The following is a 20,260-nucleotide window of genomic DNA, read 5'->3' on the forward strand; positions in this document are numbered from 1 at the left end:
AAAATCTTATCTATTTTATCATAGTTCAGCGAACTTTGCTTCTATCCATCCATAGAAAAACCTTCACGTTCATCCGCAGTGAAGGGTCATTTAGAAATGATATTCTTACGTTGCCTCAACAGACTTGGTAATTCTGATAAAATTAGTCCTGTTAAAGTTAATAAAATACCAAAAACTGTTTTAATCGTGATCGTTTCGCCTAATATAGCTACGGACGCGATCGTTGTTAACATAGGAATCGTATAAATATAAACTGTTGCTCGAACGGCGCCGAGGGTTTTGACTGAAAAGTTCCAAGTGACAAAACACAACGCAGATGCACCCACGCCTAAAAATAATAAATTGCTAAGGTTTCCTAGTTGAGCAAATCTAGAAACATCAAGAGAATCTATCGACAAAAATAGAACCGGAAGCATGAATAACAGTCCATAAAAGAATATTCGCTGCGTTGCTGCAATCGTTCCTTCACCAAAAGTACTGATCTTTTTAACGATTAGCGAGTAGGACGCCCAGCAAACTGTTGCAATTAAAGCCAGCCCATCGCCAATGGGATCAACATTTAGTGTCCCAGATAAGCTGATCAACGAAATACCGATCATGGAACAAATAAATCCTAAAACAAAAATTTTTGGAATCGTTCCTTGTTTCAGCACAAATCGGCTAATCAACGCAGTCATGAAGGGACTGACCGAGCCTATGATCCCCACATTCATTGCTAACGTATGGGTCAACGCGACATTTTCCAAATAGTAGTACAAGAAAACACCGAATAAACCAGCGATCATAGAATACTTTTCCTTTGACCATCCATTGAATGAAAGTCGCCTACGCGAAACAACCGTCAGAACTAAAAAACCGATCAAAAAACGAATAAAAAGAATTTCAATAGGTAAAAAGTCCTTTAACAATACTTTCGTAGAGATAAATGTTAATGCCCAAATCATGACCGTTACACTTGCGGATAAATGCCCTTTGACCGTCTCTGACATTCTTTCCCTCCTTCTTTCAATCAGTTGTAATATTTTAATTCATTTGATCTCTGTATACTTAACCACTATGCCATTTAAGAAATGACCATGCAAGAAAATTCAAAAAAAAGTGAGATTCTAGTCGAATCTCACTTAGCTGCTAAAAATCAGGTTGCCACGGCCCATGCTCATTTGGAAGCTCATAATCTTGAACAATGCCTTTAGTGTCAAAAACTACACCATGCAAGCTTCCTCCAAAAACAGCCCCTCCGTCAATACCGATCTTTCCATCTGATTCCCACAGAGAAGTCGTTTGCATGTCGTCGTAAAGCATAGGAGTAATCGTGTGTCCGAACACAATTGTTTTTCCCGTGCGATTTTTTCCTTCATGAAAAGGCTCACGAATCCATAGAAAATCAAATTCCGAAGTTTCTTTCCAGTTCTTCGTCAAGTCTATTCCCGCATGTACAAAAAGGTAGTCGCCCCATTCGTAATAAAAAGGCCTTTCGGATAAAAAAGAAACCAATGATCGATAGCGGCTGCGGATCATCATCGCGATTTCAGTCGGGGAATACTCATCTGTCGCCCCTTTATGAAGCAAGCTCTCGATGGTCTCTTTTCCACCATTATAAAGATAACTAGGAAACCAATCTTCCGGTTTTTCCATAAACTCTAAAAAGTATTGTTCATGGTTTCCCCTTAAGTAGACCGCTTGATACTTTTCAACCAGTTCCATACCTAAAAGCCAGCAGTCTTTACTCTTAGGTCCACGATCATTCAAATCCCCAATCAGCACGAGCTGCTGCTTCTCAGGTTGAAAATATTTCAATACTTGTTGAAACATTTCATACTCACCATGAATATCACCAATTACAAAAACTTGATCCATTTTATTTGCCCCCTTCAACCAAGGACTATCTTACCTTCCAGAAACGACAAAATAATTTCCATCGGTGTCGACAAAATTGAAGACATATTCTTCACCGATTTGCGCTAGATCTCCCAACTGAACATTCACTTCTTGCAATTTTTTATATAGTGAAACAACATCGTCACTTCCGAAAATCAGTGCAGGGGCTGGTTCAGATAGTTCGTCGTCATTATTTTCAATAAACGCGCGATCATAAATAACTAAATGCGTCGTACTCTCCTTACTCATCGCTACTTCCGCAACCTGCGAGCCATCTAATTCTTCAAAACTAATCTCGACAAAACCAAGACTTTGCCAAAATGCGCTCGCTTTTTTTACATCATTTGCATACAAAATCACTTTTACTTGTTCATTGAACACGGTATCCACTCCTCGAAAAATTTCTAAAAATATATAGTTAATATAACAAAAAGAAGCTTTTGAAGCGACTGTTAATTCATAGCCTTAAAAACAATCTGCACAAAGTTGCGCTTGCTATAGTGAGTGTAACAAAAAAAGACTTGGTCGCGCTAGCCAAGTCTTTTCTATGATTAAGAATTCACTTCGATTGAAGCATTCTCGTCTTTTAACATCTCTCGATCCAATTCATGAATACGTTCGCTCGTTACAACACCAGCGACCATACTGCCGCTAACATTAACCGCGGTACGTGCCATATCGATCAAAGGTTCAACTGAAATGACCAATCCTACGATAGCAACCGGCAAGTTCATAGCACCAAGGACGATCAATGAAGCAAAGGTTGCCCCACCGCCGACACCTGCAACACCAAAGGAACTGATAGTCACAATTGCGATCAACATGATGATAAATTTCAAATCAAATACGTTTACCCCGACTGTTGGCGCCACGATCGTTGCAAGCATCGCTGGATAAACACCCGCACAGCCGTTTTGACCAATTGAAATACCGAAGCTTCCCGCAAAGTTCGCTGTTGCTTCATCAACGCCTAATGCTTTTGTTTGCGTTTCAATATTCATTGGCAATGTTCCGGCACTTGAACGAGAAGTAAAGGCAAAACTTAAAGCTGGAAAAGCTTTTTTGAAGAAAGTAACTGGATTTACTTTGACGCCGAGCAATATCAACGAATGAACCAATAGTACAACGATCAACGCACTATAAGAAGCCAGAATAAATTTACCTAAGTTAACGATTGCTTCGAAATCACTTGTTGCTAGAACATTGGTCATCAGAGCAAACACGCCATAAGGTGTTAGACGCAAGACCAAAGTCACGATACGCATAATAACTTTATAAAGACTTTCAATTAAATTAGAAAAGAATTCTGCTTCTTTTGGTGCTTTCCGGCGTACACCCAAGAAGGCGATGCCGACAAAGGCCGCAAAAATTACCACGCCGATTGTACTTGTTGGGCGTGTTCCAGCAAAATCAGCAAAAACGTTTGTTGGAATAAACGATAAGATTTGTTGCGGAATCGAAAAGTTTTGAACCATTGATTGACGTTCCGCCAACTCGTTGATTCGAGCAGTTTCAGCCGCACCCTTGGTGAATGTTGCACCATCAAGGCCAAAGACCATCACTGCAACGATTCCGATCAACGCAGCAATTGCTGTTGTTGCTAATAAAGTAACTAATACATTGGCGCTGATCTTCCCTAATTTTTTACTTGATTTCATCTTGGTGAATGCACCGACGATTGAAATAAAAACTAACGGCATAACCAACATTTGTAATAATGAAATATAACCATTACCAACGATCCCGATCCATTCCATCGCTTGAGAAATAACTTTGCTACCATTTCCTAAAAGAAGCTGTAAAATACCGCCAAAAAGAATACCGGCTCCTAATCCTGCAAATACACGATTAGAAAATTTCACATGTTTCTTTTGCATTTGGTAGAAAACTACAAGCAAGGCAACGAAAGCTAAGATCACTAATACAGTGAACAGAGTTGTCATTGTATTCCTCCTTAAAATAACTTTCTATAATGACAAGTCTGTCAAAGGAAGTAAAGGTTCCCGGTATCCGCTCTTCAGCGACCTACCCTAAAATATAGCTGCGCGACTCCTAAATTTTAGTGACCTTTAAATTATAACTTAGAAAAAATAATCTGTCTTATGATTTGCACTGTTCCATAGAAATTTTCATAATGATATTCATAAAAAAACCTCCATTTTTAAAATGGAGGTTTTTAACAGTTAAATGGTGTTGGAGGAGAAGTTTATTTTTACACCAGGTTGATCTAAGGCAATCTCGGTTATTTCGTAAACCATTCGTTCGATTAAACGCAAGATTGGTCGGATCATCTCGTTCGCTTCTGCTTCAGTTAGGTCGCTTTGCTGTTTGACTTCTCGTCCAATGACGTGGATCACCTGCGAAAACACCCCACCGATAATGAACTTCTCAAAGGGAATAACGAATTCAATTCGTACACCCATGATGCTATTTCCAGCCGGATACCCTGGATCAACTGCTTCCAACGGACTGAAATTAATCAATAATTTTTGTTTGACCACTTGGTCTTTTGGAGGAAGTCCATAATTAAATGACTCTACGACTTCCGGATCACGCTGTAATTCCATTTCATAACTCCTCATTCATAAGAAATAATCCATCAATTTTCAAATATTTATTAATGTCTGCATGATTCTCAAATAAATTTCTTTTGCTTATCTTAATTATAGCTTTTTGCTTAGAATTTTTGTACCATTTCTTTTAAATTATTTATAAAATAAGTGGCATGAATTGCTTGATTGAAGTGATCGATATCAAAGAAAACGGTTTGTACACCTGCGTTGTTTCCAGCCTCTACGTCTAATTTTCGATCCCCGATCATTACCGTTTCTTCCGGGGATAGCTGGTAAGTATCTAAAAAATATTTAATGGAAGACGGGTCCGGTTTTCTAGGAAAGTCGGAGTCACTCCCAATAATATCCACAATAAAAGAATCCAGCCCATCGCGTTTCAACAAATCCCAAGTGGAGTCCACGGTTCGGTGTGTCAAAATGAAATGTTGCCCGCCCTTTTCTTGTAATTCTTTTAGCATGTCTTTCGTTTCTTCAAAAGGATAGGAATCTTTATTGTCCTGCGCCTCATAAGCATGATAGACTCTATCAAATTCCGGTGCAGGCAACTTCCAATCAAGAATCATTTGACGAATAGACTCTTCCTTTATTTTCTTGTATACAAGCTTTTGTTCTTTTTGAAGATCAAAATCGTTAAAAGTTTTCATCAATGCCTTCAACATAATCGGGTATGTATCATACAGTGTCCCATCAAAATCCCAAATATAATTCATCGTAAACCTTTCTAAGTAAACATAATAATTTTATAAAATATCTTTTTTTACAATTCTTAATTGTGCGTCCATCGTGTAAACCATTGGAGCGGCGTTAGGAATGTCAATTTGATCCACTTGATCTGTTGGCACATTTTCTAAAAACTGAACCAATGCACGCAAGCTATTGCCGTGACCACAAACTAAAACAGTCTTATTATCCAGCAAATCTGGAGCGATACACTCCTGCCAGAGAGGGATTACACGCTTCAACGTCATATGCAGACTTTCTCCTGTCGGTATCAGTCGAGGATCTAATTGGTCGTAGCGGCGATCAAAATGATTGTCCTTAGTCAATGGCGGCACTTCATCAAACCCTCTTCGCCATTTTTTTACTTGTTCTTTTCCAAAATGCTGAGCGATAGTCTCTTTATTTTTCCCAACTAATGCACCATAGTGACGCTCATTTAGGCGCCATGTCTTAAATTCAGGAACAAAACTTGCATCCGCTTGCTGCAAGATCATTTTTGCTGTTTTGATCGAACGTTTTAATACGGACTCGTACGCAACATCAATGAACAGGTCTGCATCTTTTATTTTTTTGCCAGCATTTTTTGCTTGTTCGATGCCCTTCTCGGTCAAATCTACATCTAACCAACCTGTCCAGTAATTTTGAAAATTGGCTTCACTCTCTCCGTGACGAACTAAAATCAACTTCATTCTCTCACCCTCTTGTTGTAAGGATATCAGAAAAAGCCTAGTTTTAAAAACTAGACCTTTTTCGTGAATTGCGTATGACAATTTTTACATGTCACTTTGATTTTTCCTCGTCCTTTTGGAGCACGCATTTTCTGTTTGCACTCTGGACACTTAAAATAGCTATAGGTAGCTTTTTTTCCTTTAAAAACATCTTTCATTTGAGCAATCCATTGAATAAATTTCTGATTCTCATTGCTTCGTGGATAGATTTTCTTTGAAAGAAATCGATAAAGTACGAGTGCAAATGCCGCGACTGCCAAAATGTTTCCAATATAATACGGGATCCAACGATCTAAAATCATCATTATAGCCCATAAAACCAACAATGCTTTATTGATTTGATCGAAACGACCGTAGCGCCCACGCATTAAATGTGCATATTTTTGATAAAGCTTCGTTACTCGCTGCATCCAGATATTTCCCAATGGAGAAGCTCCCTTCTAAAAAATTACTTGTTGTAGATCTTTGGTCCCTTACGCATATTTTTACGATCGTTTTTCGGTTTTTCCATTTTTTCCGAACGACCGCCGCCTTGTTTCTTCTTTATTAATTCTAGCATTTTTTCTTTTTGATTCATTTTTACACCGCCTTTACCAGTAGAGTCACTGATTCCACATGATAAGTTTGTGGGAATATGTCCACTGGCTGAACTTTCACAGCATGATAGCCAAGATCCTCATATCGTCTCAAATCTCTAGCTAATGTGGCTGGATTACAAGAAATATAGACGATTTTTTCAGGATTTACCGCAACAGATGCTTCAATGAATTTTTCATCTAGTCCCTTTCTTGGCGGATCAACAAAAATTACAGAAGGTTCGATCCCTTCTCGTGCCCAGCGAGACATAATTTTTTCAGCTTTTCCGATTTCATAGTTCGCATTTTCGATACCATTCATTTTTGCATTGGCTTTTGCATCTTCAACTGCTTGAGGGACAACCTCAACGCCATAAACATGCTTCACCTTTTCTGCTAGTGACAGACCGATTGTTCCAATTCCGCAGTATGCATCTACTACGATATCTTCTGAACTTAACTCCGCAAAATCAATTGCTGTTTGATAGAGTACTTCTGTTTGCTGCGTATTTACTTGATAAAATGATTGAGGAGAGATGCGGTATGTCTTGCCTAACAATGTATCGTTGATCGTCGACTTCCCAAACAATACCTTCTCTTCTCGTCCCATGATCACGTTGGTTTTTTCTGGATTTACATTTTGGATCACTGAAACTACTTCAGGCAACTCTTTTTTGATCGTTTCGGCGATTTCCATTCCTTTAAAGAAACGTTCGGTTCTTGTTACCAGAATGACCATCATTTCATGACTGTAGTGCCCACGACGGATAATAATGTGGCGGATAAAGCCCGTATTTTCACGTTCATTATAAGCTTTCACATTGAAACGTCGTAAGATATCACGAACAGCTAGAATCGCTTGATCAATTTTTGGATCTTGGATCAAGTAATCTTCAATCGGTAGTAAGTTATGTGAATTTTTACGGTAAAAACCCGTCATTAATTGATTGTCGACTTTTTGTACAGGAATCTGTGCTTTATTGCGGTACTCAAAGGGGTTATCCATTCCTAACGTTTGAGCAACGGACAAATCCGGCAACTTTGCAATTGTTTTCAATACTTTTTCAACTTGCTGTTGCTTGAATCGTAATTGATAGTCATAAGTCATGTGACTTAACGGTGCAATTCCGCTTCTCAACAAGTCTAAATCTTTTACATCTTGACGCTCAGGATTTGCAGTGAATCGTTCGATTACTTTTCCGTAACCAAATTTCTTTCCAACTTTAACTGCTTTAACTGTCATTTCTTCATCTGGTAAAGCATTTTCGATAAACAGGGGATAGCCATCAATATGAGCGACACCGAGTCCTTCATGGGACAAATCGTCGATTGAGACCGTATATGTTTTATTTTTTTCTACTGTGGTCATTATATTCTCCTTCAAGGCTGATTCACCTATTCTAATGAATTCTACTAGAAAAAGCAAGGTAACACCGAGAGTTATAATCTTAAGAGTTGCATAAGCTACTAATAACTTTCTTACAGTGAATACTCTTGCAAACAAAAAACGTTTCTATCCATTTTGACAGAAACGTTTTTGTCTTATTTCTCTAGATCTTCGTCTTGGATCTTTTCATATTCTTTCACGAGCTCGATGCCTGCTTCGCGTTTTTGATCGTCTTGGTCACCCGTACCTAAAATTGCGTCATCATTGATTTCATCCGTGTTGGCATAAAATTCAATGTGCTGATGAAGATTTTCAAAACGCATTGGCGCATCGCCGCCGTATTCACCATCTAAATTGATCATCATTTTTTTATCCGTATCAATTAGACTAGCATCTAAAAAACTCGTTTTAACATACAGTACTTTTGAGTCATTGACGTGCTTTCCACCATTCAAAACAAGCGTAATTAAACGAACGATTTCAAATAGATTCGCCGTTTTCACTACGATCAACGAGAATTTCCCGTCATCCAATTTTGCGTCGGGGGCAATCGTCTCAAAGCCACCGATAGAATTGGTCAACCCAAGGAAAAACATCGATGCATTTCCTTCGTATTCGCCGCCTTCATAGACTAAGCGCATCTTTGTTGGCTTAATACGGGGAAGCATTTCAGCTCCTTTAGCCAAATAAGCTAAATAACCAAAAATGCTTTTTAATTCAGATGGCACCTCGTAGGTCAATTCCGTTAGAGAGCCGCCAGCAGCGATATTGATAAAATACGTCTCCGCGGCTTTCCCAATATCCATCTTGACTGTTTGCTGTTTTTGAATAACTTCTGCAGCTGCCTTAACATTGTTTCGAGGCACTTTTAACGCGCGCGCATAATCATTTGTTGTTCCGGCAGGAATAATCGCCATTTTAGGCCGTTTTTTTAACCCGGCAATCCCATTGACTACCTCATTGATCGTTCCGTCGCCCCCTGCCGCAACCACTAGTTCGAAACCAGCTTTTGCGGCACGAGTCGCTTCATTTTTCGCTGAATTCGGTTCAGGGGTCGTCGCAAAGGCACTTGCTTCATAACCTGCTTTTTCAATGGCATCCAAAATATCTGCCAAATTATTGCGCATGATCTCTTTTCCAGATACTGGATTATAAATCAGTCGTGCTTTTCTCATGTTCAAGCCCCTTACCGTTTCGCTAATTCCTCTTGAAGTAATTTATTTACAACACCAGGGTTTGCTTTCCCTTTAGTTGCTTTCATGATTTGTCCAACAAGGAAACCAACAGCTCGGTCTTTCCCATTTTTAAAGTCTTCAACTGATTGTTCGTTGTTATCAAGCACTTCATTGATCATAGGAAGTAATTGTGCAGGATCAGATAATTGGACAAGTCCTTTCGCCTCAACGACTTCTTTGGCCTCGCCGCCGTTTTGGATCAATTCACGGAAGACTTTCTTCGCGATCTTAGAACTGATTGTTCCATCAGAGATCAACGTGATCATACCTGCTAAATTATTTGGTGTTAATTTAGTATCCGCTAATTCCAGCTTTTCACTATTCAAGTAGGCTGAAACTTCACCCATTAACCAGTTGGATGCTTGTTTCGCATCTGCGCCTTCTGCTAATGTTTCTTCAAAGAAATCAGACATTTCGCGACTTAACGTTAAGACCATAGAATCGTATTCAGGCAACCCAAGTTCTTCCACATAGCGTTTGCGACGCGAAGCGGGCATCTCAGGCAATGCTTTCCCAACTTTTTCAATCCATTCGTCATCGATTTCAAAGCGGGGAATATCTGGCTCAGGGAAATAACGATAATCACTAGAGCCCTCCTTGACACGCATCAAGATGGTCTTGTTCGTTCCTTCGTCATAGCGACGTGTTTCTTGTTGGATCGTTCCGCCAGATAACAATACTTTTGTTTGGCGTTGTACTTCAAAGGTCAAGCCTTTTTTAACAAAACTGATAGAGTTCAAGTTTTTCAACTCTGTTTTTGTACCAAATTCTTCTTGTCCGTAGGGGCGTAGAGAGATATTGGCATCACAACGCATAGAACCCTCTTCCATCTTCACATCACTAACGCCAGTGAATTGGATGATTGAACGTAATGCTTCTAAATAAGCATTTGCTTCTTCCGGTGAACGCATATCTGCTTCAGATACGATTTCGATCAACGGCGTGCCTTGACGGTTTAGATCGACAAAGGAATAGCCGCCGATACCGTGCATATTTTTACCTGCATCTTCTTCTAAATGGACGCGTTCGATACGAATCTTTTTCTTTTTCCCGTTGACATCGATCTCGATCCAGCCATCATGGCCGATCGGCTCATCAAATTGAGAAATTTGGTAGGCCTTCGGATTATCTGGGTAAAAATAGTTTTTACGGTCAAAATGCATATTTTTTGAAATTTCACAGTTTAACGCCAGGGCGGCTTTCATCCCAAATTCGATTGCTGCTTTATTCATAACTGGCAGCACACCTGGATAGCCCCAATCGATGATACTTGTATTTGTATTTGCTTCCGCACCAAAGTGAGCGGGCGCAGGTGAAAAGATTTTAGAGTTTGTTTTTAATTCTACATGGACTTCAAGTCCAATGACTGTCTCTAAGTTCATTATTTGTCCCCCCCTAAAATCACTGGTTTTTGCTTATGGAAATCCGTTGCCTGTTCAAAGGCATAGGCGGCTTTGTACATCGTTGACTCATCAAAATGCTTGCCGATGATTTGCAGGCCGACCGGCAATCCTTCAGAGAATCCGGCAGGAACAGACATACCTGGCAATCCTGCCAAGTTCACAGGGATCGTCAAAATATCGTTCAAATACATCGTGATCGGATCATTGATATTTTCACCAATGCCAAATGCCACAGTTGGTGAGGTTGGACCAATGATCAGATCGTAATCTGCAAAGACCTTATCAAAGTCTTGTTTGATCAATGTCCGAACTTGTCCAGCTTTCTTAAAGTATGCATCATAATATCCAGCAGAAAGTGAGAATGTTCCTAGCATGATCCGACGCTTCACTTCATCACCAAAACCTTCAGTCCGAGTGTTGACATACACATCTTCTAAGTTTTGAACGTCTTCAGAACGGAACCCATAGCGAATACCATCAAAGCGTTGCAAATTAGAGCTTGCTTCGGATGAAGCGATGATGTAATAGACTTCTACCCCATATTTTGAATGCGGCAGGCTAACTTCTTCAACAGTTGCCCCTAATGCTTTAAAGGTTTCTACTGCTTTCGTAATTGCTGCTTTGACGCCCGGTTCGATTCCCTCTGCCATAAATTCTTTTGGCAAAGCGATCTTCATTCCTTTAATATCTCCTGTTAAACCAGCAGCAAAATCAGGAACAGAGACACCGGCGGAAGTCCCATCTTTAGGGTCGTAGCCGCTAATCGCGTTTAACGCTAACGCATTATCCTTCACGGTGCGGGTAAAGGGTCCAATTTGATCCAATGATGAAGCAAATGCAATCAGACCAAAACGAGAGACACGTCCATAAGTTGGTTTTAATCCGACAACCCCATTAAACGCTGCCGGTTGGCGAATACTACCACCCGTATCACTCCCTAAAGAAACAGGGACTTCTCCAGCAGCCACTGCTGCGGCAGAACCACCTGAAGAACCTCCGGGAACCTTTGTTTGATCCCAAGCATTTTTCGTTTTCTTAAAGTAAGATGTTTCGCTCGAACTTCCCATTGCAAACTCATCCATGTTGAGTTTACCTACTGGAATCAAGTCAGAGCTGTAAACCTTCTCCATGACTGTTGCATCATAAATAGGATCAAAATTAGATAAAATTTTCGATGCAGCGGTCGTCAAGAGTCCTTTTGTCACGATGTTATCTTTGATACCGATTGGAATACCCGCTAAGGCATTCTCATCAGAGATCCCTTTTGCATCGATCGCTTTAGCCATTTCTAATGCTTTTTCTTCATTTAAAGTAATGAACGCATCGACTTTCTCTTCAGTCTCTTTGATACGGTCAAATGTTTCGTTTGTTAAGTCCGTTGCCGTGATTTCTTTTGAAACCAAAAGAGTGTGTAATTCTTCGATTGATTTATCGTATAATTTTTCCATTATGCACCAGCCTCTCCATTGTCAATGATCGCCGGAACCTTGATAAAGCCATCTTCGTGTTCCGGAACGTTTTTCATTAACTCATCACGCGACCAGCCTTGATCAGCTACATCCTCGCGCATGACGTTGATCGTTTCTAATACATTGGAAGTAAATGGCACGCCTTCTGTATCAACTTCCCCAAGTTGTTCGACCATGTCGATTATTTTGCCTAATTGATCCGTAAAACCGGTCAATTCATCTTCTGAAAAAGAAAGCTTCGCAAGTTTCGCGACATGTTTCACTTGTTCTTCATTGATTGCCATAATATCCCTCTTTCTTTTGTCAATTTTCAATCATTTTATCATAACTCTATTAGAATTCACGTTTTTTTCCTGAAATTTTTCGAAAAATCGCTCTCATCAATAAAACACAAATAAAACAGCTTCTAATAGATGTAACGCTTTTTATCATACCCGTTCGTGAATCCAATCGTCAATCGTCATTTAGACAAAAATACTTAATCTGTATGACTTTCTTCGATTGCTTGAATCATTTGTTTCTCATCCCAAATGTCAATTCCAAGATTTTGTGCTTTCGTCAGCTTGCTTCCGGCTTCTTCTCCTGCTACCACGATATCTGTTTTTTTAGATACACTGCCAGTAACTTTTCCACCGAGCATTTGAATCTTTTCCTTTGCATCTTCCCTTGTGTAGTCTACGAGTTTTCCAGTCAGCACGATCGTTTTGTCTTTAAATGGCGACTCCACTTCTGCTAATTGGCTAGCACGGATGCCTTTGTACTCAAGGTTTACATGCCGATCTTTCAGCTCTTGCATCAATTCATGTACTTCTTCGTTCTCAAAGTAAGTCACTAAACTGTCCGCGATCGTTTCTCCAATCGTATTCAGTCCTACAATTTCTTCTTTCGTCGCTTGACTGACACCTTCAAGACTGCCAAAATGCTCTGCCAATATACCCGCGGCTTTTGAGCCAACATGGCGAATTCCTAGGCCAAAAATTAAGCGTTCCACTGAGTTTTCACGGCTGGCGTCAATGGCCTGTAAGATATTCTCTGCAGATTTATCTTTGATCTTCTCTAATGTGAGTAACTGCTCTTTCTCTAAAGAATAGAGGTCGGCGACGTCTGAAACCAACCCTTTATCAAACATTTGTGCTAACACGCGAGGCCCTAATCCTTCAATATTCATCGCATTCCGAGACACAAAATGGCTGAGCCCCTCTTTGATTTGTGCGGGACATTTAGGATTGATACATCGCAGAGCAACTTCCTCATCTAAATGAACCAGTTCACTGCCGCAGATCGGACAATGCGTCGGAATCGGGTAGGGTTCACTGTCAGATGGCCGTTTCTCCAGAATCACCCGAGAAACCTCAGGGATAATATCCCCTGCTTTGTATACTAAAATAGTGTCCTTTAATCGTATATCTTTCTTCTCGATATAATCACTATTATGAAGACTGGCCCGGCCAACAGTGGTGCCGGCTAGACGAACCGGCGTCATAATTGCTGTAGGTGTCAGCACACCCGTCCGACCAATCGTCCAATCAATGTCCAACAATGTTGTCTGTGCTTCCTCTGGTGGAAACTTGTAGGCCGTTGCCCAACGTGGTGCCTTCACCGTAAAACCTAGATCATCTTGAATGCTAAAATCGTTCACTTTGATGACGATACCGTCAATTTCATAATCCAGCTGCTCTCTTGTTTCGTGGAAATTCTCAATGTATTCCCAAACCTCATCAATAGTCTCACAGACACGGTGCTCAGGATTTGTTCGGAATCCTAAACGAGACATCTCATTGAGCGCATGATCCTGCGTTGTTGATTCTAATGGACCAAAATCTGCCAGTGTGTATAAAAAGGTACTCAAATTTCTTTTGGCTGCGACACGAGTGTCTAATTGCCGTAAGCTTCCAGCAGCAGCGTTTCGAGGATTGGCAAATACTTCTTTTCCTTCCTCTTCTCGTTGCTGATTGAGTTTGACAAAAGAGGCTTTAGGCATATAACATTCCCCACGAACCTCAATGGACAAGGGTTCTTTCAGACGTAAAGGAATGGACTTGACCGTTTTTAAATTTTCAGTGATATTCTCGCCCACAGTGCCATCACCACGAGTAGCCCCTTGAACAAACACGCCATTCTCATATTTCAATGAGATCGATAACCCGTCTATTTTTAATTCCACACAATAGGAAACCGGATGTCCCACTGCTTTTTTTACACGTTCATCAAAGGCGATCAATTCTTCCTTGTTAAAAACATCATTCAAACTGTATAGAGGAATATCGTGCACCACTTTTTCAAATCCCTCTAAAATTTTCCCACCCACGCGTTGTGTGGGGGATTCCGGGGTAATAAGATCAGGATATTCAGTCTCGATTTCAACAAGTTCTTGATATTTCTTATCGTAAACAAAATCCTCCACTGAGGGTTGATCTTGTACATAATATTCATAGGAATACTGATTTAGTTCATCTCGAAGTTCGGCTGAACGTTTTTCCGCTGCTTGAAAAGTCATAGCTTCCAAGAATATCCCTCCTAAAATTGGTTTCTATCATTATTTTTGTATTTTTTCAATTGGTGCAAAAGCGGCAAGCAATCGTTTGACCCCTTGTTGAGGAAACGCGATATCTAACTCCACATCTTTTGCATTCCCACTGACCTTCACCACAGTACCGACACCCCATTTTTTGTGTTGAACTTTGTCGCCAGGGTTCCAGCTTTCGTTCTCCCCGCCAGAGGCAGTTTTATCCATTTTGGGTTCTCGGGTAGCATGCTGATACTTAGGCTTCATAGGAGTGGTAGCTGTACTGAAAGGATTACTAAAGGTCGCTTTAGGCTGCGGCTGCATCCCCACAGCATTTAACAAGCTGTCATCAATCTCTGCCACAAAACGAGAAGGCTGATTGTATTGCGTCTTCCCATAAAGCGTCCGAGAAAATGCATTGGTCAGATACAGGCTTTCTTCCGCACGGGTGATCCCGACATAAGCCAATCGACGCTCTTCTTCTAATTCAGATTCTTCCATTAAAGACCGAGACAATGGGAAGATTTTTTCTTCCATCCCAATTAGAAAGACAATTGGAAACTCCAAGCCTTTAGCCGCGTGTAAGGTCATCAATGTTACTTGTGCGCTATCCTCTTGGTAATCGTCTAAATCGGAGACTAACGCCAAATCGTTTAAGAAAATCGCCAATTTTTCTTCTGGTGCATTTGCTGCATCGTCTTCTTGCGTCTCATTCCGCTTATCAAATTCTTTCGTTACAGTACGGAATTCCTCTAAGTTTTCTAAACGGGATTCTGCTTCAAGCGTTCGCTGGTTTTTCAATTCATCCAAGTAGCCAGTTCGTTCTAAAACTTGATCCACAAGATCTGTCACAGGTAAATAGGCGATCATTTCTTGAAACTGCGAAATCATCGTACCGAATTCACCGATCATTCGACCAGCTTTTCCAGAAATATTGGCTAAATCGACATTTTGCGAGGCTTCTACCATCGACCAATCATGCATCGCTGCAAAATTACGTAATTTCTCAACAGAAGCTGCACCGATCCCACGCTTTGGTGTATTGATCACTCGTTCAAAGCTGACGCCGTCTCGAGGATTATTGATGATATTCAAATAGGCGATGATATCCTTGATTTCTTTACGATCATAGAATTTATGACCTCCAACCATGGTATAGGGCACATTTGATTTCACGAGGGTATCCTCGATTACACGGGATTGCGCATTTGTCCGATACAATACAGCAAAATCGTTATAGCTGCGGTTGTTGGCTTGGATTTCCTCTTTGATCTTACTCACGATAAATTGTGCTTCATCTCTCTCGCTATCCGCACGATAATACGTGATTTGTTCTCCTGCTTGATTGTCCGTCCACAAGTTTTTGTCACGGCGATTGCTGTTATTTTGAATCACCTGGTTGGCCGCATCCAGAATACTTTTGGTTGACCGATAATTTTGTTCCAATAAAATAACTGTCGCATCGTTATAGTCTTTTTCAAAGTCTAAAATGTTCTGCATGTCCGCGCCGCGCCAGCCATAAATACTTTGATCCGCGTCTCCCACGACACATAAATTTCGGAAACGAGCAGCCAGCATATTTACTAGCGTATATTGTGCATGGTTGGTATCTTGATACTCGTCCACATGCAAATAATGAAATTTGTTTTGATAGTACGTCAACACTTCTGCGTTGTCTTCAAACAATCGGATCGTGTTCATGATCAAATCGTCAAAGTCCATGCTTTGATTGTTCCGCAACGCTTTCTGATACGCATCATAACAACGCGCAACAATTTCCTCGAAAAATGAGCCTTGGCGTTCTGCATAGGTTTCAGGTGTCAACAACTCATTTTTGGCATTGCTGATTGCACCTAGTATGGATCGAGGATCATATTTTTTTGGATCAATATTTAATTCTTTTAAGATTCTTTTCATTAAGGTTTGCTGGTCTGAACCATCTAAAATCGTAAAATTCCGATCATAACCGATCGCATCCACGTCACGTCGCAAAATGCGCACGCACATTGAGTGAAACGTTGATACCCAGACATCTTCGCCGCCTTTGCCAAGAATACCATTGACCCGCTCTTTCATCTCTCGAGCTGCCTTATTTGTAAAGGTGATCGCCAAAATATTCCAAGGGTTCACGTTTTTTTCTTCTATTAAATAAGCGATGCGATGCGTCAAGACCCGTGTCTTTCCACTTCCTGCTCCCGCCATGATCAATAGCGGGCCTTCTGTATGAAGAACCGCGTCTTTTTGTTTAGGGTTTAGTCCTGCTAACAAGTCCAGTTTGTTTGGCATGCAAAACGTCCTTTCTCTATTCAATCTTTTTTATTATAGCATCTCGGAAAGTTTCGCGACACTAGCAACAATTTAAAAAAACGGATTCATTCATTCATACTTGTTTTTCATGTGAAATCGCGCTAAATTAATTAATGGTGTAAACAGAAATTATACTTTTTATGGCATAAAAAAACAATCATCTTAAGAAGGTACAGCATGAAAAAAGAACATGAAATCAAACGTTTAGATAGCACGAAAGTTATTTTTATCTTGAAAGGCATTCTTATCGGAGGGATTGCCGGTATTATCGTCAGCCTTTTTCGTCTCGTAATCGAGAAAATGATGGCTCATATAGTGACCTTTTATCTATGGTTCCGAGAAAAACCTTTATGGCTGATCCCATGGATTCTCGTAATGCTGAGCTTCGCGTGTATCGTTGGGCTTTTGATCAAATCAGAACCCGATATTAAAGGCAGCGGTATCCCCCAAGTAGAAGGAACGCTTCAAGGAGAAATTTCGTTGCGCTGGTTTTCGGTCTTGTGGAAAAAATTTATCGGAGGGATCTTATCTGTAGGTTCAGGCCTCTTTTTAGGTCGAGAAGGGCCTTCGATCCAACTGGGTGCGATGGTTGGGCAAGGGTTTAGCGAAATTACGCAGGCCTCTACTTCTGAAAAAAAGATTTTCATATCTAGCGGCGCTGCGGCTGGACTAGGTGCGGCCTTTAACGCGCCAATTGCTGGATTGCTTTTCGTAATTGAAGAGGTCCACCATCATTTCTCTCCTTTGATTTGGCTCACATCTCTGACTGCCGCCTTAACAGCGAATTTAATTTCATTGAACTTTTTTGGATTAAGACCTGTCCTGTTTATCGCAAATGTCCCGTCTTTGCCGTTGAAGGAATATGGGTGGTTAATTGGACTGGGTGTTCTCCTGGGACTTTTAGGTTATGTCTATCAACTAGTTTTGTTGTCTCTGCCGCGTTGGTATAAACATACTCATCTTCCAGAATACCTTTATGGGATCGTTCCTTTCTTATTGATCGTTCCTATCGCCTTCTTTTTTCCGCATTATTTGGGAGGCGGGAATCCAATTGTTCTAGCACTTGGCGAACGCAATCTTTCATTGAATTTATTGATTTTTCTATTTTTATTGCGCTTCATTTTTTCAATGGTGTCCTATGGTGCGAATCTTCCTGGGGGTATTTTTCTTCCTATTTTGACATTAGGCGCGTTGATTGGCGGAATTTATGGAACAATGCTTCATCAGTGGGCCGGACTAGATGCCCAATTTATTCGAGACTTCGCGATCTTTGCAATGGCTGGGTATTTTACAGCGATTGGGAAAGCTCCGCTGACGGCAATTATTTTAGTGACAGAAATGGTTGGAAACATCACTCATCTGATGCCTTTAGCTGTGTGTTCCCTTACTGCATATGTAGTGAATGATTTGTTGGGCGGAAATCCGATTTATGAATCGTTACTTGAGCGGCTGTTAAAAGGGCACCTTCCAAGCATCACAGGAAACAAGACGATCATTGAATTTCCCGTAACGGCAGAAAGCACCTTAGATGGCACCATGGTAAGAGATTTTAACTGGCCGAAAGAAATGCTGTTGATCTCGATTCGGCGAGGCTCTTCTGAAATCCTCACTCATGGAGATACCGTGATGAAAGTTGGTGACTTGCTTATGATTTTAACGGATGAAGGATATACCCAGAAAATCAAGAAACAAATTCGTGAGCGATCCGATGCAGCAATTGCCAAGAAACAAGACAAAGCAATCAGCGATTGAATCGAAAGTAAATCCATAAAATTCTTAACAAATGAAAAGCCAAACGACTTTTTACTTTTCATTTGTTAAGTAAATTATCGTTTGACTATTCATTTGTATTTTATAGGTAAATACGGATCTTCTTATTTTTGTATCAATCCTGCAACTTTTTGGCTAAGTTTTCGTTGATGTACACAGAAACTTGACCATCATTGACAGGGAATACACCTTGTCCATTTTCATCCAAGGTCACCCGTGCGTCGTTGTTGCCTAACAGGTCTACGAAGGTCTTGCCTTCATGGATAGCACTGATCGTCATTTCTTTCTCTCCGCCTGTCGCATTGGTCATAATAACCGCAGCACCAGAATCCTCATCGTCAAACGCTCCTGTCAAGGTCCAGCCAATGACATTCGAGTCATCAAAATAATCCGCTTGGTTTCCAAAATTCGCTGTATCGCGTAATTTAATTAGGCGGTTCAATCCGTTACCAACGGCTTCCGTTTTTTCTGTTCCATATAAGTCTCCCCAGAAAACTACGGGTGTTCCTTCATTTCTCAACAAAATCAAGCTGTACGCCTGAAGTTTGAACCAACCTTCAACCCAGGATTCTAAACTTTGACCGGGCTGAGTATCATGGTTATCAACAAATGTGACCGCCCAGTCTGGACGCGTCTCGATCAATGTCCCTGAGAAAATCTGACGCATATCAAACTCTCCCATCGTAGACGATGCTTGAAAAAGATTAAAATGCAGCGGAACATCAAAAAGGGAAATCAAATTCCCGGATGAATCTAGATAATCCTGCAATTTATCCAATTCATCCGACCAATATTCCCCTACCACGAAAAGGTCTTCTCCCTTTTCCCCTCGGCGGTGCAATAGCCAATCAACAAATAAATCAAAACGAATATGCTTGACCGCGTCTAAACGATACCCATCCATATCTGTTAGTTCTTGGTACCATTTTCCCCATTTGTCCAACTGCTCAACGGTCTCAGGATTTTCCATGTCGAGGTTGCACCCCATCAAATAATCGAAGTTGCCGTTTTCATCATCTACTTTTGGCTCCCAGCCCTTATCGGCGAAATTAAAGATCGCATGATCCTTTTCCCGTGCGTCGTAATCGACACCAGAAAAATTTTTCCAATTCCACTGATAGTCGTTGTATTTCCCCTTGCGGCCAGGAAATGTGAACTTTGTCCACGCTTCGATTTCTTCTTCTCCAGAGCTTGGCTTGGTTCGATCATCAAAGTGGTAAGATACTGCCGAAACAACCTCCGTTTCGTCGGCCCCCATAAAATGATCAAATACAATGTCCGCATAAGTCTTTAAGCCAGCTTCTTTTAATGCAGCAATACTGCTCAAATAGTCTTCTTTTGTTCCATACTTCGTGGCGATACTTCCCTTTTGATCAAATTCGCCCAGGTCATAAAGATCATAAGTTCCATACCCTACATCATTAGCACCCTCTGAGCCTTTGTAGGCCGGGGGCATCCAGATCGCATTGATACCAAAGTTGCGTAATTCTTCTGCTTTTTCAGCCAGTGTTTTCCAGTGATTTCCATCCGCAGGAAGATACCATTCAAATCCTTGTAAAATTGTTTGTTTTCTCATAACCTTCACCTCCATATCTATCATACCGAAAGTGAAAGATCCTTCAAAATATGACGCCCTAAATACCCATTTTAAATGTTTTTGACTGTTTATGGCTGTTTATGGTTGAAAAAAGAAAATAATTGTGATAGTA

At 40.7% G+C, this 20,260-nt stretch carries 18 protein-coding genes; 1 reads left to right on the forward strand and 17 read right to left on the reverse strand.

Going from position 1 to position 20,260, the window contains the following annotated elements; all coding sequences use genetic code 11:
* Nucleotides 1–86: 86 nt before the first annotated feature.
* From A5868_RS08880 to pcrA, 16 genes are all read right to left on the reverse strand, one after another.
* Entirely contained in the window at nucleotides 87–989 is a 903-nt protein-coding gene (locus A5868_RS08880; protein ID WP_086303718.1) for a DMT family transporter, read from the reverse strand.
* Between the two features lie 139 nt (nucleotides 990–1,128).
* Nucleotides 1,129–1,857, reverse strand: coding sequence for a metallophosphoesterase family protein (locus A5868_RS08885; RefSeq protein ID WP_086303717.1), 729 nt, complete (start codon nucleotides 1,855–1,857; stop codon nucleotides 1,129–1,131).
* 30 nt (nucleotides 1,858–1,887) lie between these two features.
* On the reverse strand, nucleotides 1,888–2,259 hold the full coding sequence (locus A5868_RS08890; protein ID WP_086303716.1) for a VOC family protein: 372 nt from the start codon (nucleotides 2,257–2,259) through the stop codon (nucleotides 1,888–1,890).
* A gap of 170 nt (nucleotides 2,260–2,429) precedes the next feature.
* The gene (locus tag A5868_RS08895; protein WP_010780643.1) at nucleotides 2,430–3,821 is read right to left on the reverse strand and encodes an L-cystine transporter; all 1,392 of its coding nucleotides are present in this window, start codon (nucleotides 3,819–3,821) and stop codon (nucleotides 2,430–2,432) included.
* Nucleotides 3,822–4,061: 240 nt separating this feature from the next.
* Nucleotides 4,062–4,445, reverse strand: a complete 384-nt coding sequence (locus A5868_RS08900) for a DUF1149 family protein (RefSeq protein ID WP_010780642.1) — start codon at nucleotides 4,443–4,445, stop codon at nucleotides 4,062–4,064.
* A gap of 110 nt (nucleotides 4,446–4,555) precedes the next feature.
* Nucleotides 4,556–5,161, reverse strand: coding sequence for an HAD-IA family hydrolase (locus tag A5868_RS08905; RefSeq protein WP_086303715.1), 606 nt, complete (start codon nucleotides 5,159–5,161; stop codon nucleotides 4,556–4,558).
* 30 nt (nucleotides 5,162–5,191) lie between these two features.
* Nucleotides 5,192–5,860: a 2,3-bisphosphoglycerate-dependent phosphoglycerate mutase gene (locus tag A5868_RS08910; RefSeq protein ID WP_086303714.1), complete on the reverse strand. Its 669-nt coding sequence runs from the start codon at nucleotides 5,858–5,860 to the stop codon at nucleotides 5,192–5,194.
* Between the two features lie 50 nt (nucleotides 5,861–5,910).
* A complete protein-coding gene (locus tag A5868_RS08915) occupies nucleotides 5,911–6,324 on the reverse strand; it encodes a hypothetical protein (RefSeq protein ID WP_254908292.1) in 414 nt (137 codons plus the stop codon).
* Between the two features lie 23 nt (nucleotides 6,325–6,347).
* Nucleotides 6,348–6,476 carry a hypothetical protein gene (locus tag A5868_RS19355; RefSeq protein WP_010780638.1) on the reverse strand — a complete coding sequence of 43 codons (129 nt, stop codon included), beginning with the start codon at nucleotides 6,474–6,476 and terminating at the stop codon, nucleotides 6,348–6,350.
* Nucleotides 6,477–6,478: 2 nt separating this feature from the next.
* Nucleotides 6,479–7,843: a 23S rRNA (uracil(1939)-C(5))-methyltransferase RlmD gene (gene rlmD / locus A5868_RS08920; RefSeq protein ID WP_086303713.1), complete on the reverse strand. Its 1,365-nt coding sequence runs from the start codon at nucleotides 7,841–7,843 to the stop codon at nucleotides 6,479–6,481.
* Nucleotides 7,844–8,016: 173 nt separating this feature from the next.
* Nucleotides 8,017–9,036: a diacylglycerol kinase gene (locus tag A5868_RS08925; protein ID WP_010780636.1), complete on the reverse strand. Its 1,020-nt coding sequence runs from the start codon at nucleotides 9,034–9,036 to the stop codon at nucleotides 8,017–8,019.
* An 11-nt stretch (nucleotides 9,037–9,047) separates the two neighbouring features.
* Complete coding sequence (gatB, locus tag A5868_RS08930) at nucleotides 9,048–10,478, reverse strand: Asp-tRNA(Asn)/Glu-tRNA(Gln) amidotransferase subunit GatB (RefSeq protein WP_086303712.1); 1,431 nt, start codon at nucleotides 10,476–10,478, stop codon at nucleotides 9,048–9,050.
* Nucleotides 10,478–11,947, reverse strand: coding sequence for an Asp-tRNA(Asn)/Glu-tRNA(Gln) amidotransferase subunit GatA (gene gatA, locus A5868_RS08935; RefSeq protein ID WP_086303711.1), 1,470 nt, complete (start codon nucleotides 11,945–11,947; stop codon nucleotides 10,478–10,480). Before gatA ends, gatB begins: the two co-directional genes overlap by 1 nt.
* Nucleotides 11,947–12,252: an Asp-tRNA(Asn)/Glu-tRNA(Gln) amidotransferase subunit GatC gene (gatC, locus tag A5868_RS08940; protein ID WP_010780633.1), complete on the reverse strand. Its 306-nt coding sequence runs from the start codon at nucleotides 12,250–12,252 to the stop codon at nucleotides 11,947–11,949. Before gatC ends, gatA begins: the two co-directional genes overlap by 1 nt.
* A gap of 194 nt (nucleotides 12,253–12,446) precedes the next feature.
* Nucleotides 12,447–14,465 carry an NAD-dependent DNA ligase LigA gene (ligA, locus tag A5868_RS08945; RefSeq protein ID WP_086304428.1) on the reverse strand — a complete coding sequence of 673 codons (2,019 nt, stop codon included), beginning with the start codon at nucleotides 14,463–14,465 and terminating at the stop codon, nucleotides 12,447–12,449.
* 39 nt (nucleotides 14,466–14,504) lie between these two features.
* Complete coding sequence (gene pcrA / locus A5868_RS08950) at nucleotides 14,505–16,760, reverse strand: DNA helicase PcrA (protein WP_086303710.1); 2,256 nt, start codon at nucleotides 16,758–16,760, stop codon at nucleotides 14,505–14,507.
* Nucleotides 16,761–16,958: 198 nt separating this feature from the next.
* On the opposite strand from pcrA, the gene A5868_RS08955 reads away from it, so the two are divergent.
* Entirely contained in the window at nucleotides 16,959–18,533 is a 1,575-nt protein-coding gene (locus A5868_RS08955) for a ClC family H(+)/Cl(-) exchange transporter (protein ID WP_086303709.1), read from the forward strand.
* Nucleotides 18,534–18,666: 133 nt separating this feature from the next.
* On the opposite strand, the gene A5868_RS08960 is transcribed toward A5868_RS08955, so the two are convergent.
* Nucleotides 18,667–20,127: an alpha-amylase gene (locus A5868_RS08960; protein ID WP_086303708.1), complete on the reverse strand. Its 1,461-nt coding sequence runs from the start codon at nucleotides 20,125–20,127 to the stop codon at nucleotides 18,667–18,669.
* Nucleotides 20,128–20,260: the final 133 nt, after the last annotated feature.

The sequence above is a fragment of the Enterococcus sp. 12F9_DIV0723 genome (assembly GCF_002174375.1).
Taxonomy (GTDB): Bacteria; Bacillota; Bacilli; order Lactobacillales; family Enterococcaceae; genus Enterococcus_A; species Enterococcus_A gilvus.

Coding starts and splice junctions, on each gene's coding strand:
- A5868_RS08880 (WP_086303718.1), bottom strand. CDS start 989: ATGTCAGAGACGGTCAAAGGGCATTTATCCGCAAGTGTAACGGTCATG.
- A5868_RS08885 (WP_086303717.1), bottom strand. CDS start 1,857: ATGGATCAAGTTTTTGTAATTGGTGATATTCATGGTGAGTATGAAATG.
- A5868_RS08895 (WP_010780643.1), bottom strand. CDS start 3,821: ATGACAACTCTGTTCACTGTATTAGTGATCTTAGCTTTCGTTGCCTTG.
- A5868_RS08900 (WP_010780642.1), bottom strand. CDS start 4,445: ATGGAATTACAGCGTGATCCGGAAGTCGTAGAGTCATTTAATTATGGA.
- A5868_RS08905 (WP_086303715.1), bottom strand. CDS start 5,161: ATGAATTATATTTGGGATTTTGATGGGACACTGTATGATACATACCCG.
- A5868_RS08910 (WP_086303714.1), bottom strand. CDS start 5,860: ATGAAGTTGATTTTAGTTCGTCACGGAGAGAGTGAAGCCAATTTTCAA.
- A5868_RS19355 (WP_010780638.1), bottom strand. CDS start 6,476: ATGAATCAAAAAGAAAAAATGCTAGAATTAATAAAGAAGAAACAAGGC.
- rlmD (WP_086303713.1), bottom strand. CDS start 7,843: ATGACCACAGTAGAAAAAAATAAAACATATACGGTCTCAATCGACGAT.
- A5868_RS08925 (WP_010780636.1), bottom strand. CDS start 9,036: ATGAGAAAAGCACGACTGATTTATAATCCAGTATCTGGAAAAGAGATC.
- gatB (WP_086303712.1), bottom strand. CDS start 10,478: ATGAACTTAGAGACAGTCATTGGACTTGAAGTCCATGTAGAATTAAAA.
- gatA (WP_086303711.1), bottom strand. CDS start 11,947: ATGGAAAAATTATACGATAAATCAATCGAAGAATTACACACTCTTTTG.
- gatC (WP_010780633.1), bottom strand. CDS start 12,252: ATGGCAATCAATGAAGAACAAGTGAAACATGTCGCGAAACTTGCGAAG.
- ligA (WP_086304428.1), bottom strand. CDS start 14,465: ATGACTTTTCAAGCAGCGGAAAAACGTTCAGCCGAACTTCGAGATGAA.
- pcrA (WP_086303710.1), bottom strand. CDS start 16,760: ATGCCAAACAAACTGGACTTGTTAGCAGGACTAAACCCTAAACAAAAA.
- A5868_RS08955 (WP_086303709.1), top strand. CDS start 16,959: ATGAAAAAAGAACATGAAATCAAACGTTTAGATAGCACGAAAGTTATT.
- A5868_RS08960 (WP_086303708.1), bottom strand. CDS start 20,127: ATGAGAAAACAAACAATTTTACAAGGATTTGAATGGTATCTTCCTGCG.